19 protein-coding genes are annotated in these 16,775 nt (G+C 65.5%); 7 read left to right on the top strand and 12 right to left on the bottom strand.

Annotation, left to right across the window (positions count from 1 at the left end; translation table 11 throughout):
• Positions 1-16: 16 nt before the first annotated feature.
• The 5 genes from ACX40P_RS14305 to ACX40P_RS14285 all read right to left on the bottom strand — a co-directional run bounded on the left by ACX40P_RS14305 (position 17) and on the right by ACX40P_RS14285 (position 3,846).
• The gene (locus ACX40P_RS14305) at positions 17-502 is read right to left on the bottom strand and encodes a hypothetical protein (protein WP_459127036.1); all 486 of its coding nucleotides are present in this window, start codon (positions 500-502) and stop codon (positions 17-19) included.
• Positions 503-643: 141 nt separating this feature from the next.
• Positions 644-1,060 (bottom strand): hypothetical protein, encoded by a 417-nt coding sequence (locus ACX40P_RS14300; RefSeq protein ID WP_459127035.1) that lies wholly within the window; start codon positions 1,058-1,060, stop codon positions 644-646.
• 115 nt (positions 1,061-1,175) lie between these two features.
• The gene (locus tag ACX40P_RS14295) at positions 1,176-1,940 is read right to left on the bottom strand and encodes an SDR family NAD(P)-dependent oxidoreductase (RefSeq protein WP_459127077.1); all 765 of its coding nucleotides are present in this window, start codon (positions 1,938-1,940) and stop codon (positions 1,176-1,178) included.
• A gap of 140 nt (positions 1,941-2,080) precedes the next feature.
• The gene (locus ACX40P_RS14290) at positions 2,081-3,268 is read right to left on the bottom strand and encodes a zinc-dependent alcohol dehydrogenase (RefSeq protein ID WP_459127034.1); all 1,188 of its coding nucleotides are present in this window, start codon (positions 3,266-3,268) and stop codon (positions 2,081-2,083) included.
• Entirely contained in the window at positions 3,265-3,846 is a 582-nt protein-coding gene (locus tag ACX40P_RS14285) for an SRPBCC family protein (protein ID WP_459127033.1), read from the bottom strand. Before ACX40P_RS14285 ends, ACX40P_RS14290 begins: the two co-directional genes overlap by 4 nt.
• A gap of 173 nt (positions 3,847-4,019) precedes the next feature.
• On the opposite strand from ACX40P_RS14285, the gene ACX40P_RS14280 reads away from it, so the two are divergent.
• Complete coding sequence (locus tag ACX40P_RS14280) at positions 4,020-4,430, top strand: BLUF domain-containing protein (protein WP_459127032.1); 411 nt, start codon at positions 4,020-4,022, stop codon at positions 4,428-4,430.
• Between the two features lie 10 nt (positions 4,431-4,440).
• On the opposite strand, the gene ACX40P_RS14275 is transcribed toward ACX40P_RS14280, so the two are convergent.
• The gene (locus ACX40P_RS14275; protein WP_459127031.1) at positions 4,441-4,731 is read right to left on the bottom strand and encodes a hypothetical protein; all 291 of its coding nucleotides are present in this window, start codon (positions 4,729-4,731) and stop codon (positions 4,441-4,443) included.
• Positions 4,732-4,924: 193 nt separating this feature from the next.
• On the opposite strand from ACX40P_RS14275, the gene uvrA reads away from it, so the two are divergent.
• Positions 4,925-7,822: an excinuclease ABC subunit UvrA gene (uvrA, locus tag ACX40P_RS14270; protein ID WP_459127030.1), complete on the top strand. Its 2,898-nt coding sequence runs from the start codon at positions 4,925-4,927 to the stop codon at positions 7,820-7,822.
• Positions 7,823-8,058: 236 nt separating this feature from the next.
• On the opposite strand, the gene ACX40P_RS14265 is transcribed toward uvrA, so the two are convergent.
• Positions 8,059-8,925 carry a DUF6414 family protein gene (locus ACX40P_RS14265; RefSeq protein WP_459127029.1) on the bottom strand — a complete coding sequence of 289 codons (867 nt, stop codon included), beginning with the start codon at positions 8,923-8,925 and terminating at the stop codon, positions 8,059-8,061.
• A 141-nt stretch (positions 8,926-9,066) separates the two neighbouring features.
• Positions 9,067-9,363 (bottom strand): hypothetical protein, encoded by a 297-nt coding sequence (locus tag ACX40P_RS14260; RefSeq protein WP_459127028.1) that lies wholly within the window; start codon positions 9,361-9,363, stop codon positions 9,067-9,069.
• Between the two features lie 408 nt (positions 9,364-9,771).
• Between ACX40P_RS14260 and ACX40P_RS14255 the strand changes: the two genes are divergently transcribed.
• The 5 genes from ACX40P_RS14255 (at position 9,772) to ACX40P_RS14235 (ending at position 13,665) form a co-directional block, all read left to right on the top strand.
• Positions 9,772-10,014, top strand: a complete 243-nt coding sequence (locus tag ACX40P_RS14255; RefSeq protein ID WP_459127027.1) for a hypothetical protein — start codon at positions 9,772-9,774, stop codon at positions 10,012-10,014.
• A gap of 5 nt (positions 10,015-10,019) precedes the next feature.
• Positions 10,020-11,201, top strand: coding sequence for a hypothetical protein (locus tag ACX40P_RS14250; RefSeq protein WP_459127026.1), 1,182 nt, complete (start codon positions 10,020-10,022; stop codon positions 11,199-11,201).
• 263 nt (positions 11,202-11,464) lie between these two features.
• Entirely contained in the window at positions 11,465-11,782 is a 318-nt protein-coding gene (locus ACX40P_RS14245; RefSeq protein ID WP_459127025.1) for a hypothetical protein, read from the top strand.
• Positions 11,783-11,848: 66 nt separating this feature from the next.
• Complete coding sequence (gene fsa, locus ACX40P_RS14240; protein WP_459127024.1) at positions 11,849-12,502, top strand: fructose-6-phosphate aldolase; 654 nt, start codon at positions 11,849-11,851, stop codon at positions 12,500-12,502.
• Between the two features lie 278 nt (positions 12,503-12,780).
• The gene (locus tag ACX40P_RS14235; protein WP_459127023.1) at positions 12,781-13,665 is read left to right on the top strand and encodes a tyrosine recombinase XerC; all 885 of its coding nucleotides are present in this window, start codon (positions 12,781-12,783) and stop codon (positions 13,663-13,665) included.
• A 4-nt stretch (positions 13,666-13,669) separates the two neighbouring features.
• On the opposite strand, the gene ACX40P_RS14230 is transcribed toward ACX40P_RS14235, so the two are convergent.
• From ACX40P_RS14230 to rsmI, 4 genes are all read right to left on the bottom strand, one after another.
• Positions 13,670-14,278 carry a DedA family protein gene (locus ACX40P_RS14230; RefSeq protein ID WP_459127022.1) on the bottom strand — a complete coding sequence of 203 codons (609 nt, stop codon included), beginning with the start codon at positions 14,276-14,278 and terminating at the stop codon, positions 13,670-13,672.
• A gap of 312 nt (positions 14,279-14,590) precedes the next feature.
• On the bottom strand, positions 14,591-15,556 hold the full coding sequence (gene gshB, locus ACX40P_RS14225) for a glutathione synthase (RefSeq protein WP_459127021.1): 966 nt from the start codon (positions 15,554-15,556) through the stop codon (positions 14,591-14,593).
• A 31-nt stretch (positions 15,557-15,587) separates the two neighbouring features.
• A complete protein-coding gene (locus tag ACX40P_RS14220; protein ID WP_459127020.1) occupies positions 15,588-15,941 on the bottom strand; it encodes a YraN family protein in 354 nt (117 codons plus the stop codon).
• Positions 15,938-16,774 carry a 16S rRNA (cytidine(1402)-2'-O)-methyltransferase gene (rsmI, locus tag ACX40P_RS14215; RefSeq protein ID WP_459127019.1) on the bottom strand — a complete coding sequence of 279 codons (837 nt, stop codon included), beginning with the start codon at positions 16,772-16,774 and terminating at the stop codon, positions 15,938-15,940. The genes ACX40P_RS14220 and rsmI overlap by 4 nt, the downstream gene beginning before the upstream one ends.
• Position 16,775 lies beyond the last annotated feature (1 nt).

Below are 16,775 nucleotides of genomic sequence, written 5' to 3'. Positions count from 1 at the left end.
GTCCGGGCCCGAAGCGTCAGCCGGCACCCTTCGCCAGCGGCGTCCCGGCGCGTTCGCACACGAACGCCGCGATGTCCTCGCGCAGCGGCAGCCCGTCGATCGGGCGCAGCGGGCCGTCGCCGTTCTTCTTGAACTCGACGGTCGTGCGGCGCTGCCCGACAGAGACGATCCGGAATTGCCGTTTCTCGCACGACAATTCGATGCGCGAATAAGCGACCTTGCCGCCGCGCTCCTCGCGCAGATTGCCGAAGATCGTGTCGCCGGTCAGCGGCGTTCGCTGCCGCAACAGATAGTGCCGGCCGTCCTTGTCCGACGGCGTCGGGATCAGGTCGCCCTGATCCTGCGCCGCGGCTTTCACCGGCGTGCCGACGGTTTCGGTCAGGTTGCGCAGGCTGACGTTCTGCGCAACCGCATTGGCGTCTGCATCGTCCGGCGCCCCCGAGCACGCGCTGGTGACCCCGAGCGCAGCGACACAGACCAGGCGGGCAAACAAATTCGGCATGGAAATTCCCTTCGTGCCGTCAGCTAGGCAGCGAAGGACGAACCGCAATGGCGGGGCCGGAACCAGCAAGCTTTCTTCACAGAGGCGCAAACCCTTTGGCGCACCAAGCAATGATCGCCGTCCGGGCCGGTCGAGCCGTCCCTACCGCTTCCGCCCGAACAGCCCGTCGAAGAACGCCCCCGTCGCCGCGGTCACCGCCTCGACGATCCGATCCGGATCGAGCGGCGGTCGCTCACCACCTGCCCGCGGCACCGGAGCGACGGGCGGCACGGGAGGAACCGGCGGCACCGGCGCGCCTGCGTTCAGGTGCGGAGCCGTATCCGTCACCGGCTTGTCGCGCAGCCCCTCGTCGCCCGCGTCCGGTTCGCGCGTCGGCGCATGCGCCTTGGTCGCGATCGTCGCGGCCACCATCGCCAGACCCGCGCCGATCATCTTGCGCCCCTGCGGCGAGGTGGCGGTCGCGATCAGCGCCTCGCCCGACTTGCGCAGTTCCTTCGGGATCTTCAGCCCGCCGATCGTCTTGGGGATCCGCTTGCCCGCCTTGTCCTTCTTCGCCATCGCCGCCTCCGAGATCAGTGTATCGCCAATCTAAGACACCGGGGCGCGAAGACAAGGGCGGGGCGGGAACCCGCTCCGGTCCCCGCCCCGCCTCTATGTTCCGTTTCGGGCCGGCTCAGTCGTTCGCGCTGCCCGGCTCGGCCATCTTGCGATGCTGCTCGGCCAGCACCGATCCCGGCGTGACGTTGGCGAGCACGCCCTGCACCTTGGTCTTCCAACCCGAGAAGATCGACGCCTTGCCGCCCATCAGCGCCGTCCAGCCGTCCTTGGCGACATCGGCCGGATCGCTCTTGTTAGGATCGGTGCCGACGCTCGTGTCCATCATGTCGCCGCGCTCGAAGAAGTCGGTGTCGACGGGTCCGGGCATCAGCGTGGTCAGCGTGACGCCGTCGGCATCCTTGATCTCGTTGCGCAGCGCCTCGGTGAAGCTGTCCACGAACGCCTTCGTGCCGTTGTACACCGCCTGGAAGCTGCCGGGGATGTAGCCCGCGACCGATCCGGTCACCAGCAGCTTGCCGTCGTTGCGCGCCACCATCGGTGCCAGCACCTTCTGGATCAGGTACGCCGTGCCGGTGATGTTGGTGTCGACGACATGCCGCCAGTCGTCCACCGACTGGTCGAGGAACGCGTGACCCAGCCCATGCCCGGCATTCGCGCAAACGACATCGACCGTACGCCCGCCCGCACGCGCCAGCAGTTCGTCGACGCCCTCGAACGTCGAAAGATCGACCTGGATCGTCTCGCCCAGCGCCGCCACCTCCGGATCGAACGGCGTGTCGGCCGCCAGCAGCAACTCATACCCGTCCGCCTTGGCCAGCTTCGCCAGCTCGGCGCCGATCCCGGCCGATGCGCCGGTGATGATCGCGAATTTCGTCATGATGGTTCTCCTTATTAGATACCAGATCCGTTCGTGCTGAGCGAAGTCGAAGCACTTTCGAACCGCTCATCGTTCGCCCTGAGCGAAGTCGAAGGGCACCTCTCCGCAAAGGTGCTTCGACTTCGCTCAGCACGAACGGAGGTTCAGACTCCCGGCAACATCCCCGGCTTCAGCACGATCTTCGTCACCTCGTTCTGGTCGTCGTGGAACATCTTGTAGCCCTTGGGCGCCTCGGTCAGGTCCATGCGGTGCGAGATGAGGAAGGTCGTGTCGATCTTCCCCTCCATGATCGCGTTGAGCAGCGCCGGCATGTAATGCTGGACGTGGGTCTGACCGGTCTTCAGCGTCAGCCCCTTCTCCATGAACGCGCCCAGCGGGAACTTGTCGACGATGCCGCCATAGACGGCCGGCATCGACACGCGCCCGCCCTTGCGACACGCGACGATCGCCTGACGGATGGCATGGATGCGATCGGTGCCGAGGAAGGTCGACTTCTTGATCTGGTCGATGACGTTGTCGACGAAGAAGCCGTGCGCCTCCAGACCGACGCTGTCGATTACCGCGTCGGGACCGATCCCGCCGGTCATCTGCATCAGCGCGTCGTAGGTGTCGGTCTGTTCGAAGTTGATCGTCTCCGCCCCGAACTTCGCGGCCAGCTCCAGCCGCTTGGGGAAGTGATCGATCGCGATGACGCGGTGCGCGCCCATCAGGAACGCGGACTGCACCGCGAACAGCCCGACCGGGCCACAGCCCCACACCGCGACCGTATCGCCCGGCTCGATGTCGGCATTCTCCGCCGCCTGCCATCCGGTCGGCAGGATGTCCGACAGGAACAGCACGGTGTCGTCGTCGACCCCGTCCGGGATCACGATCGGCCCGACGTCGCTGAACGGCACGCGGACATATTCCGCCTGTCCGCCCGCATAGCCGCCGGTCAGGTGGCTGTAGCCGAACAGTCCGCTCATCGGCTGGCCGTACAGTTCCTGCCCGATGTCCTGATTGTCGGCGGGGTTGCCGTTGTCGCACGCCGAATACTGGTGCTTGCCGCAATGATAGCAGCTGCCGCACGCGATCGTGAACGGCACGACGACGCGCTGCCCCTTCTTCAGGGTCGACTTCGGACCCGTCTCGATCACCTCGCCCATGAATTCATGGCCCAGGATGTCGCCCGCCTGCATCGTCGGGATGTAGCCGTCGTACAGATGCAGGTCGGACCCGCAGATCGCAGTCGACGTCACCTTGATGATGGCGTCGCGCGGGTTCAGGATTTCGGGATCGGGGACGTTGTCGATGCGGACATCGTGCTTCCCATGCCAGGCCAACGCTTTCATGCGCGTTCTTCCTTCAATTGCTCTTGCGTGCGTGACGCGGTGGCGATCTCGCCGGTCTCCATCAGCTGCTTGAAGCGGCGCAGGTCGCGGCGGGCCTGGATGGCGGGTTCGCGCTGGAACATCTTGGCGATGATCTTGCCGACGATGCCGGCCGGCGGGTCATAAGCGATGGTCGCAGTGACGACCGTGCCGCGGTCGCCCACATCTTTGAATTCGACGCGCCCGCTGTTCGCGACATCGGCGCCCGGCTCGGACGCCCAGGCGATCAGTTCGCCCTCGCGTTCCTCGGTCACCGTCGCGTCCCATTCGACCGTGGTACCGCCCGGCGCCTTCACCACCCAGTGCGACCGCGTGCCGTCGCCGGAGATCGACACGACATTGTCCATGAAGGTCGCGAGATTCGAGAAGTCGCGCCAATAGGCGTACAGCTCGGCGGCGGGGCGATTGATCGTGACGACGCGCCCGACGATGGACTCGCCCGGCCCATCGATTCCGGCCGCCGCAGCGGCATCAGCGCCGCGCAATTCTTTCGATGACGACGCGGGTGCATCGTCCTGCTGCTCGTGGGTTTCTGGCACAGTGGGCTCCCGACTGGCGTGAGCTTCAAGAACACTTCGCCCCATACGCCGTTCCGCCGGAAAGCGATTGTTTCATCTGCACTTAATGCAGATCAGTTTATGAGCCCGGATAACATGGATCGACCATGTAACGACTTGGCGATGCCGAACTGCGCCGCTATCATTTCGCGGCTTTGACGGAACAACCCTCTCGCCGCATCATCTACACCAGCATCGCGACGAACCATGTCGGCGAGGACGCGATGAACGCCATCCTCGCCAATTCGCGCCACAACAATGGCATCGACGGCATATCAGGGATGCTGTGGTGCGACGGCACCCGCTTCGCGCAGGTGCTGGAAGGGCCGCTCGAAAGCGTCGACCAGGCGATGTCACGCATCGGCGTGGACAGCCGCCATCACGACATCACGATCCTGATCGACGAACCGGCGGACGAGCGGCTCTTCGCCGACTGGTCGATGGCCTATGCCCCGGCCGGACGGCTGCCGGATCACCTGCGCGCCCGCATATCCCGCCTCGGCGCGCGTGACGACGCCGCGATCGCGTCGTTCATGGACCTGATCCTGCCGCCCGAACGATATTGAGGCGCGAACGCTATCGCGCGGGCACCGCATCGGCGGCGCGATCGAACCACCAATTGTCCATCACCACCGCGCCGATGCTGCCGGTCACGCGGAAATCGTCTCGCGCGATCGCATCCTGCATCGCCTTCATCTGGCCGACCGTCAGCGTGAACACGGGCGGCCGGTAGGTGCCATAGCTTTGAGCGAGCGATGCATTATCCACCGCCGTGGCCGCCCCGAACGGGTGGTCTGCGGCCTGCGCGGCCGGACAGGACAGTGCCACGCCGATCGCGGCTGCGGCAGTCAGGAACATCTTGGTCATGGGATCGTCTCCCGTTGGCGCGGCAGGGACCGCCGCATGAGACCCTTCTGCCCCTAAACGATTGACGAACCGCAAAAGTGCCTTCGCCGCCCCGCTCGCTGGAAAGCCCGCCCCTGCGGATTGGCAACCGGCGCTCGCTCCCTATCTCCGGGTGGATAGCCTTCCGCTCAGAACAGAAGTAGAACCCTCCCCCATGAGCCTGACCCACATCTCCGTCCGCGGCGCGCGCGAGCATAATCTCAAGGACGTCAGCGTCGACATCCCGCGCGACACGCTGACGGTCATCACCGGCCTGTCGGGCTCGGGCAAATCCTCCCTCGCCTTCGACACCATCTATGCCGAGGGTCAGCGCCGCTACGTCGAGTCGCTCTCCGCCTACGCCCGCCAGTTCCTCGAACTGATGCAGAAGCCCGACGTCGATCATATCGAGGGGCTGTCGCCCGCCATCTCGATCGAGCAGAAGACGACCAGCCGCAACCCGCGTTCGACCGTGGCGACTGTCACCGAAATCTACGATTACATGCGCCTCCTGTGGGCGCGCGTCGGCGTCCCCTACTCCCCCGCCACCGGCCTGCCGATCAGCGCGCAGACCGTCAGCCAGATGGTCGATCGCGTCCTCGCCCTGCCCGAGGGGACGCGCCTCTACCTGCTCGCCCCCGTCGTGCGCGGCCGCAAGGGCGAGTATCGCAAGGAACTCGCCGAGTGGCAGAAGGCGGGCTTCAGCCGCGTGCGCATCGACGGCGAGCTGCACGACATCGACGAGGCACCCGCGCTCGACAAGAAGTACAAGCACGACATCGAGGTCGTCGTCGACCGCATCGTCGTCAACGCCGACCAGGCCACCCGCCTCGCCGAAAGCTTCGAAACCGCGCTGAAGCTCGCCGACGGCCTCGCCTATGCCGATCTGCTGGACGGCGTCGTGCCCGGCCGCGAGGATGAGGCATCCGCCGGCGGCGCGATGAAGAACGCCGGCGTCCCCGCCAACCGCATCGTCTTCAGCGAGAAATTCGCCTGCCCCGTCAGCGGCTTCACCATCCCCGAGATCGAACCGCGCCTCTTCTCCTTCAACGCGCCGCAGGGCGCCTGCCCGGCCTGCGACGGTCTGGGCGAGAAGCTGGTGTTCGACGAAGACCTCGTCGTCCCCAACCACTCGCTCTCGATCAAGAAGGGCGCCGTCGTCCCCTGGGCGAAGTCCAACCCGCCCTCGCCCTATTACATGCAGGTGCTGGGCAGCCTCGCGAAGGCGTATAGCTTCGCGCTCGACACCCCCTGGGCCGACCTGCCCGAGGAGGCGCGCGACGTCATCCTGAACGGCACCCGCGGCAAGCCCGTCACCCTCACCTTCATCGACGGCCGCAAGAGCTACGACGTCAAGAAGCCGTTCGAGGGCGTCATCGGCAACCTCACCCGCCGCATGCTCTCGACCGAGAGCGCGTGGATGCGCGAGGAGCTGTCGAAGTACCAGTCGAGCCGCCCGTGCGAGACCTGCCACGGCGCCCGCCTGAAGCCCGAGGCGCGCGCGGTGAAGATCGCCGGAGAGGACATCAGCCACGCCACCCGCCTCTCGGTGGTCGACGCGCTCGGCTGGTTCACCGCGATTCCCGAAACGCTGAACCCGCAGCAGACCGCGATCGCCGAGCGCATCCTGAAGGAAATCCTCGAGCGTCTCGGCTTCCTCAACAACGTCGGCCTCGACTATCTCAACCTCGACCGCACGTCCGGCACGCTGTCGGGCGGCGAATCGCAGCGCATCCGCCTCGCCAGCCAGATCGGTAGCGGCCTGTCGGGCGTGCTCTACGTCCTCGACGAACCCTCGATCGGTCTGCACCAGCGTGACAACGACATGCTGCTCGCGACCCTCCGGCGCCTGCGCGATCTCGGCAACACCGTCATCGTCGTCGAGCATGACGAGGACGCGATCCGCATGGCCGACTACGTCATCGACATGGGGCCCGGCGCCGGCGTCCACGGCGGCGAGATCGTCGCGCAGGGCACGCTGAAGCAGCTGCTGAAGTCGAAGGGCAGCGTCACCGCCGACTACCTCAACGGCACGCGCATGGTCCCGCTCCCGACCGAGCGCCGCAAGGGCAACGGCAAGAAGCTCACCGTCCAGAACGCCACCGCCAACAATCTGAAGGGCGTGACGGCCAGCATTCCCCTCGGCACCTTCACCTGCATCACCGGCGTGTCGGGCTCGGGCAAGTCCAGCTTCACCATCGACACGCTCTACGCCGCCGCCGCGCGTGAACTGAACGGCGCGCGCATCCTCAGCGGCAAGCACGACAGGATCACCGGCCTCCAGCATCTCGACAAGGTCATCGACATCGACCAGTCGCCGATCGGCCGCACCCCGCGCAGCAACCCCGCGACCTATACCGGCAGCTTCACGCAGATCCGCGACTGGTTCGCGGGGCTGCCCGAGGCGCAGGCCAGAGGCTACAAGCCCGGCCGCTTCAGCTTCAACGTGAAGGGCGGCCGGTGCGAGGCGTGCCAGGGCGACGGCGTGCTGAAGATCGAGATGCACTTCCTCCCCGACGTCTACGTCACCTGCGACGTCTGCCACGGCGCCCGCTACAACCGCGAGACGCTGGAGGTGAAGTTCAAGGGGCACAGCATCGCCGACGTGCTCGACATGACCGTCGAGGACGCGGTCGAGTTCTTCAAGGCCGTGCCCCCCATCCGCGACAAGATGGCGATGCTGGCCGAAGTGGGTCTGGGCTACGTCAAGGTCGGCCAGCAGGCGACGACCCTGTCCGGCGGCGAGGCCCAGCGCGTGAAGCTCGCCAAGGAACTGTCGCGCAGGGCCACCGGCAACACGCTCTACATCCTCGACGAACCCACCACCGGCCTGCACTTCGAGGACGTCCGCAAGCTGCTGGAAGTGCTCCACGCGCTGGTCGAGCAGGGCAACACCGTGGTGGTGATCGAACACAATCTGGATGTCATCAAGACGGCGGACTGGGTGCTCGACCTCGGCCCGGAAGGCGGCGTGAAGGGTGGGGAGATCGTGGCGGAGGGCGTCCCCGAAACCGTCGCAAAAGAACCGAAGAGCTTCACCGGCCGCTATCTCGCCCCGCTGTTGCGACAGTAGCATGGAGACGAGCCTGTCCTGAGCAGATCGGCGCGTGAGCGGCGGCGTAGTCGAAGGACCGGAGGATGTCGTGAAGGTGGAGCGGAGCTGCACGGCGCGGTATCTGGCGCCGCTTTAGGTTAGCGCAGTGGCGAAAAGCCTACTCTGGGCGAAGCTGACGCGTCGTCGAGGGACCCGAAGATGTGAATGAGCGGAGCGCAAGATGATAATTTATAACAGGTCTTTTGGGAAGGAAATTATAGTATCGAGTATATGGCTATTGGGTCGATAATTATTTCGTTCTTAGCCGGTGCAGAGTATGTTTTTTCAAATTGGCGAAGATGTCTAGATAGAGTCCTCATAGCATTCTTGAGGCCATCTGCATCAGCAACATCAGGTATTGTAATATCGTTATCGCCTATGCTGCCTTTTTGCGTAACGATACCTAACATGACAAAATCGGATTGGGAAGTTCTGGAATATTTATGAATTATCATATCCTCGTCATCCCTTAGAAATTGTCGCTTGATCGGGCCCGACCAGATATAACCTCCTGACGTCATATTAGCCTCGATCAAGTTTCCATAACCAAAATTTAAGATGTAGGCCGCTGCATCCGAAACCTTTTTGTTAAAATAGGCCCCATTTTCGGCAACCTTCTTCTTTATGTCGCTGTCTGCGACTAATTTTACAGTAGGAGTCCAGTTCATGGGCTCGTTCGTCACTCGCCAAAACGCTTCAGTGACAAAATTGAAATCTGCCAATGTCTTCGCAGTATGTTTTAAGTCGTTAATAACTAACGGGGCAGTTATCTTCACAAAAGCTTTATTTACAGAAACTTCCGAGGTTTCTGAATTGACTATATCGACACATTCATTTTCTTCTAAACGTTTCTCTAGAAGAGTATAAGCAAAATCTTCAAGAAATCCAAATTCTGTAGACGAATCTGACTGAGAAAATATGTCCCCAAGAAGTTTTCCGCTACCAATTGGCCCAGACTGATTTTCAAACTCTTTACTTTTAGTGGTTTTTGACGAGATAAAACCCTCACTTACTCCTTCAAATATCTGAGATGAAATTGACCTAATTTTAGCAGAATCGGCATAAATAAAGTTTCTAATCATGCCGCTTTCTCCCAACATAATCTTGATAAAACTTTTTTCGTGTTCGGAATATTGACCAAACAGACACTCCTACCCCTAAGACTGATGCCACAATCGCAATTACGCCTGAAAAATTTGCAAGATTTGCAATGATATTTTGAATCATGGCACCAACTCCGAAACGGAGTTAGATCGAAAAAATATCGATGCGCTGATAATTAAAGAAACAAAACTTAGAACAATAGCTGCCCGAATCGCATTGAAAACATTAATTTGACTAGCCGGGATAATTGTTGTGAATAATAACAAGGCATACACAACGAGAAAAATTATAGATACTCCGTTATGAACGGTTTTCCATACCTCATCGTTTTGCGCCACCCTGTTTACTTCGTTGATGTTGGCGCTGTGCAACACCAAGCCAAACGCGACAAAATCGGCTGTTGCAAATGCTTCCACGCCTGCTCGATAAGTTACCCATACAATTAAGCGAGCAAAAACTGGCAACAGACCTAATAAACAGGTGTTCACCAACCAATTTGCTCTGGTGACTCTCACGAGTAAGCAGTGATGTGATCGTTTGCCATGAATGTGAACCTGTCAAATTCGCCTTGGCGGTGTCAAGGTTTTAGAAAGCGTTCAAGGGTGATTGGATCGCATTTTCCATCCGTTAAACTGCCTCGCGATCTCAAATGAAGCCGGCGCGCGGCAAAGCCGCGTCGTCGGACGGGGCTGCTGGCCCCGCCGGCCGCCCCGGCGCTCTGCGCTCGTCCGTAGCTGTCGCTACGGCCTCGCCGCGCCGGGGGCTGTCCTACACCCGCCAACCTCTATAACTGGTCTCCCCCTGAACAACCGGGGGATCACATCATGCCGCAAGACATCAGCCACCTGCCCGCCCTACCCACATGGGTCGAGCCGACCGGCCACGCCGACACCCGCGATCCGGTCGCCCGCTGGCAGTGGCTCCTCGACAACCGCCTGATCGGCAACGTGCCGCCCGTCCCCCCGCGCGTCGCCGAGCAGCGCGACGCGAACGACGCGCTCTTCCGCCGCCGCGCCGCCGACCACGCCGCCGCCCGCGCCCGCGCCTATCGGGAGTACGGCCTGTGACCCACATGACCCCCATCGACTCGATCACCGTCGCGCGGCCCCGGGCCGGGGAGACGCCCGAGGAGCGCTACGACCGCGTGCTGGCGGAGGATCAGCGTGACGCGGTCGCCGATATGGAGCCCTTCGCCCGCGACGGCGCGCGCGCCGGGGGCGGGGTGATGACGCCCTCGCGCCGACACGACGGCTGGACGGCGGAGCGCCAGCGCAAGTTCCTCACCCACATCTCGGAGGGGCTGACCGTCAACGACGCCTGCGCCATCGTCGGCCTGTCGGCGGCGTCCGCCTATGCCTTTCGCGCGCGGGCGAGGGGCGCGGCGTTCAACATCGGCTGGAACGCGGCCCTGCTGCTCCAGCGCAACCGCATGGTCGACGAGCTGACGCAGCGCGCCTTTCGCGGCCAGACCGATACGATCGTCCGCCCCGACGGCTCGACCGTGGAGCGCCACCGCTACGACAACCGCCTCGCGCTCGCGCTGCTGACCCGGCTGGACAAGATCGCCAATGCCGACCTGCCCGATCGCACCGGCGACGCGCGCGCGGCGAGGCTCGCGGCGCAGGAATGGGACCGCTATCTCGACCTGATCGGCGAGGATGCCGGCAACGCCCGTGCCGGCCTGTTCCTCGCGCTGCGCGTGACGGAGGGGGAGAGCGCCGCGCTGGAGCCGATCGCCGCGCTCGGCCGCGCCGACTGCTATGTCCGCACCCGCGCCGGCGTGGCCGGAGAGGTCGACACCGCCGATCTCGATCCCGCCGCCCGCGCGGACGGGACCGCCGACCAGTGGCGCCGCGCCGAGGCCGCCGGCCTGCTCGCCCTCGCGCCCGAGCCGGAGCCGGAGCCCGTCGAGACGCTTCACACGTCTCAACTTTCTCAACATTCGGCTGACCCGGCCGAGCCCCCCGCCCCGCCCGAACGCGTGTGGTGGGACGATCAGCGTCGCGAATGGGTGTCCGACTATCCCCCGCCCCCCGGCTTCGACGGCTGGGAAGAGGGCGATTTCGGCGACGACGACTATGTCCGCTCGCTCGGCAGCACCGAGGAACCGCTGATGGAGCGCCTCGACCCCGACTCCACCCCCAACCGCTACGCCGCCGAACTCGCCGAACGCGACGCGCTGTTCGAGGAGCTGGCGCGACAGGTCGCGGAACTGGAGGCGGAGGAAGCAGAAGAGCCCGTTCGCCTCGAATAGGGATCGAGCGCGGTCGAGAGCCCTCCTCGGGTCGCACCACCCCTCCCGTTCGCCCTGAGCTTGTCAAAGGGCTGCCCTTCTTCCTTGGGTAGGGAGCTGCGTAGGGTCACGCCGCGGCAAAGCCGCGCCGTCGGAAGGGGCCTGAGCCCCGCTGGCCGGCCCGGCGCGGTTCGCGCGACCGCTGCTTCGCTACGGCCTTGCCGCGCCGGGGGAACACGCCCCCTCCGCTCGCGTTCCCTCGGCCAACACCGAAGGAAACCACCATGTCTCGTACTCCGCAAAAGCGCGCCCGCACCCCCGCCGCCCGCAAGCCCAACCACCTCGCCGCCTTCGGCATCGGCGCCGCCGTCGTCGGAGGCCTCGCCGCGCTCGTGGGCATCTTCGCCACCCGCCGCGACTGGATGGCGGACGAGGTCGAGGGCGCCGAGCACGCCGCGCCCGATCTCGCCCCTGACGCGCCCCGCCCCGGCACGGACCGTGCACCTGACGCCTTCCGCCCCGATCCGACCGCCCCGGTCAGCGCGGCGGAGCGCGAGAGCCTGCGCCCCGCCACCGGCCCGGCGCCATCGATCATGGGCTGACGATTCGCCCTGTCCCGAGCGCGCCCGCGGCCATATAGGGTCGCGGCACCTCGGGAAGGGAAAGCCATGAAGTTCTTCGTCGACACCGCCGACACCGCCGAAATCCGCGACCTCGCCGAAAGCGGCCTGGTCGACGGCGTCACGACCAACCCCTCGCTGATCCACAAGGCGGGCCGCAATTTCCTCGAGGTGGTGCGGGAAATCTGCTCGATCACCCCCGGCCCCGTCTCCGCCGAAGTCGTCGCCCTCGACCACGACGGCATGATGCGGGAAGCGGAAATCCTGCGGAAGATCGCCGACAACGTCGCGGTGAAGGTGCCGCTGACCATCGACGGGCTGAAGACCTGCAAGGCGCTGACGGACGACGGCACGATGGTCAACGTGACGCTCTGCTTCTCGGCCAACCAGGCGCTGCTGGCGGCAAAGGCCGGCGCGACCTTCGTCTCGCCCTTCGTCGGGCGGCACGACGACACCGGCCTCGACGGCATGGGCCTCATCAGCGACATCCGCCTGATCTACGACAATTACGCCTTCGCCACCGAGATCCTCGTCGCCAGCGTCCGCCATCCCATCCACGTCTTCGAAAGCGCGAAACTCGGCGCCGACGTCATGACCGCCCCGCCCTCGGTGATCCGCCAGCTGGTCAAGCACCCGCTGACCGACAAGGGGATCGAGGGGTTCATGGCCGACTGGGCAAAGACGGGGCAAAGCATCGGCTAAGCCGCGGAGCACAGCACCGCGGCGGTGCGCAAGCACAGCCGATGCCGGCCGGCGGGCAACGCCCGTCCGACGACACGGAATTCACTTCCGTGTCGGCCCCGGTGGGGAAGTGATGCCCAACACACCCGTTCGTGCTGAGCGAAGTCGAAGCACCGTTCTTTGACCCGCGAGCGGGGCGCTTGAGGCCCGAAGTGCGGTGCTTCGACTTCGCTCAGCACGAACGGGGTGGGGCGGAAACCCCCTGTCCTACCTGCCCCCACCCGCCTACCCTCCCGGCCATGCACCCCCTCCCCGCCGCCTACGCCCAGCATCTCGCCCGCGACCGGCGGCGCTCGGCGCACACGGTGCGCGCGTATCAGGCGACCGCCGAACGCCTCATGACGTTCGTGCAAGGCCACCGCGGCGGCCCGGTCGGGCGCGAGGACCTCGCCACCCTCACCACTGCCGACCTGCGCGCCTATCTCGCCCACCGCCGCACCACCGGCCTCACCAACGCGTCGGCCGCGCGCGAGCTGTCGGCGGTGCGCGGCTTCCTCACCTGGGCCAACGCAGCCTCCGCCGTCCCCCGCATCACCGGCCCGCGCGTCAAGAAGGGCGTCCCTCGCCCAATCGCGCCAGACGACGCCGTCGCGCTGGCGCAGGACGTGGCCGATGCCGCGGCCGAACCGTGGATCGCCGCGCGCGACTGGGCGATCCTGATGCTGCTCTATGGTGCCGGCCTGCGCATCGGCGAGGCGATGGCGCTCACCCCGTCGATCCTGCCGCTGGGGCCGACGATGGTCGTCACCGGCAAGCGCGCAAAGACCCGCGTCGTGCCCCTGCTCCCGCAGGTCGCCGACGCCATCACCGGATATTTGTCTCTACAGCCATGGCCGCTGGCGAAGGGTGATCCGATTTTCCGCGGCGCGAAGGGCGGGCCGCTGTCGGCCGGCGTGGTGCGCAAGGGCGTGCAGGCCGCGCGCGGCCGCCTCGCGCTGGGTGATCGCACCACGCCGCACGCACTACGCCACAGCTTCGCCACCCATCTGCTCGGCCGCGGCGCGGACTTGCGCGCGCTGCAGGAACTGCTCGGCCACGCTAGTCTCAGCTCGACGCAGGTCTACACCGCGGTCGATGCCGCGCACCTGCTCGACGTCTATCGCAATGCGCACCCGCGCGCATGATCCCTCAGGCGCGCTGCGCCCGCGGCTTCCACGTCAGCACACGGTAGATGTAGCCGATCACGATCGCGACGCTGATCCCGATCGCCACCGGCCCGACATATTGGTCGAGCTTGTCGAAGTTGGAGCCGAGATAGAACCCCGCTCCCGCCAGCACCGTGTTCCAGATCGCGCTGCCCAGAAACGTCGCCAGCGCAAAGCGCCAGTGCGGCATCTTCGCCATGCCGGCGGGCAGCGAGATCATCGTCCGAAACGTCGGGAGGAAGCGGAAGACGAACACCGTCTTGCCACCGTGCTTCAGGAAGAAGCGGTGCAGCTTCTCGACATCCTCCCACTCGACCGTCAGCCACCGGCCCCAGCGGTCGACGATCGGCCGCAGCCCGAGATAACCGAAGCGCCGTCCCACCGCGTACCAGAAGTAATTGCCCGCGGTGGTGCCCGCCGTTCCCCACAGGATCAGCGGCACCATCTCCATCTGCCCGCGCGCCACCGCGATCCCGCCCAGGCCCATGATGACCTCGGACGGCACCGGCGGCACGACGTTCTCCAACGCCATGAGCAGGAAGATGCCGATGTACCCGCCCCAGGCGATACCGTCGATGATGAAGCCGGTCATTGGTGGAGGGTAACTCGTGGGAAGCCGGTTGGGTTCGTGGATGCGACAAGGTGCGGCTCACAAGGCCGTCACCCCGGACATATTCCCGCGTCCACCATGCCGACCACATTGCACTCTCGCTTCGTCGCCACCCCCATCCCGCTCGTGCTGGGCTTGTCGAAGCACCGCCCTTTCTTCGTGCCACGAATCCTGCGGGAGGAAGAAAAGGCAGCCCCCTTCGACTGCCTGCCTGCGGCAGTCGCTCAGGACAGGCTTCGACAAGCTCAGGGCGAACGGTGGAGAGGAGGTCGCTTCACAACAAAGGCCGCATATTTACGCCTTACGAGCCGCCACTCTCGCCTCGATCGCCTCCCAGATCATCGCCGCCGTATCGACCCCGTCGAAGCGATCGATCGCCACCAGCCCGGTCGGCGACGTCACGTTGATCTCGGTCAGCCACTCGCCGCCGATCACGTCGATGCCGACGAAGATCAGCCCGCGCCGCTTGAGTTCAGGCGCCAGCGCCGCGCAGATCTCGCGCTCGCGGGGCGTCAGCTCGGTCTTCACCGCCGACCCGCCGACCGCCAGATTGGACCGGATCTCGCCCTCGCCCGGCAGGCGGTTGATCGCGCCGACCACCTCGCCGTCGACGAGCACGATGCGCTTGTCGCCCTTCGCCACGGCGGGCAGGAACGCCTGCACCATGTGCGGCTCGCGGTACGCGGTGTTGAACACCTCGATCAGCGCCGACAGGTTCGCACCGTCCGAACCGACCTTGAAGATCGCCTTGCCGCCATTGCCGTGCAGCGGCTTGACGACGATCTCGCCATGCTCGGCCAGGAACGCGCGCGCCTCGTCCAGACTGCGCGTCACCAAGGTCGGCGGCATGAACTGCGCGAAGTCGAGCACCCATAGTTTCTCGGGCGCATTGCGCACGCTCGCCGGATCGTTGACGACCAGAGTCCGGTCCGAAATCCGCTCCAGCAGGTGCGTCGCGGTGATATACCCCAGGTCGAACGGCGGGTCCTGCCGCATCAGCACGACATCGGCGTCCGCGCCCAAGTCGAGCGACACGGCCTCGCCGAATGCGAAATGATCGCCCTCGACCCGCTGCACGGTGACCGGATGCGCCTTCGCCCACACCCGGCCGGCCGAATAGTTCAGGTCCTCCGCCGCATAGTGGAACAGTGCGTGCCCGCGCGCCTGCGCCGACAGCATCAGCGCGAAGGTCGAATCGCCCGCGATATTGATCGACTGGATCGGGTCCATCTGGACGGCGACGGTCAAAGGCTTGGTCATGACCGCCATGTAGGCAGCGACGAACGCGAAGTCACCCGATCCACGCATTCTCGATGTGCCGCGGCATCTGCCCGGGCGCCAGCAGCAGCACATCCACCCGGATGTCGTCGCCCGGCCCGGCATAGCGCGGCATCAGATACTCCGCCGCCGCCGCGACCCGCGCCAGCCGCCTTTGGTCGATCGCATGGTCCAGCTCGGCATCGCTCTTGCGCAGCTTCACCTCGACGAAGGCCACCAGCGCACCCTTCCGCGCGACCAGATCGACCTCGCCCGCCGGCGTCCGAACCCGCCGGTCGAGGATGCGCCACCCCTTCAACCGCAGCCACCACCCCGCGATCCGCTCGCCCCGGCGCCCGGCCGCTTCGGCGGCGCGGCGGTCCCTCACCCCTTCAGCTCCGTCGCGCGTGCATAAAGCGTGCGGCGGTCGAGGCCGGTTGCCTTCGCCACCTCGCCCGCCGCCTTCGATACGGGCAGCCGGGTCATGGCGTCGATCAGCGCGGCGTCGACGTCCGCTTCGCTCGTCTCGACCACCACGTCGCCGGGCGGCGCGACGATGATGACGATCTCGCCCTTGGGCGGCGCATCGGCGTAGCGCGCGGACAGGTCGGACAGCGTCCCCGTCACGCACTCCTCGAACCGCTTGGTGATCTCCCGCGCCACCCCGCACTCGCGGTCGCCCAGCCCCTCGGCCAGCGCCGCCAACGCCGCGGACAGCCGCGGGCCGGATTCGTAGAAGATCAGCGTCGCGCGCACGCCCGCCACCTCGGCGATCGCACTCGCCCGCGCCCCCGCCTTGGACGGCAGGAAGCCCATGAACAGGAAGCGGTCGGTCGGCAGCCCGGCCAGCGTCAGCGCCGCCACCGCCGCGCACGGCCCCGGCACCGTCACCACCTGATGCCCCGCCACCCGCGCATCGCGCACCAGCTTGTAACCGGGATCGGAGATCAGCGGCGTGCCGGCATCCGACACCAGCGCCACCACCTCGCTCCCCATCCGCGCAACCAGCCCGGGGCGCACCCCTTCGGCATTATGGTCGTGATACGGCGTCATCGGCCGCTTCGTGCCGATGTGGCGGAGCAGCGTCGCGGTGACGCGGCTGTCCTCCACCGCGATCACGTCGGCGGCGGCCAGCACCTCGGCGGCGCGCGGTGACAGGTCACCGAGATTGCCGATCGGTGTCGCGACGATGTAGAGGCCGGGGGAGAGTTTCGCGTTCATC

It is taken from the genome of Sphingomonas sp. RS2018 (assembly GCF_054489605.1).
Note: the sequence above shows the minus strand (reverse complement) of the source record. Positions and strands in the feature narration are given on the sequence as shown.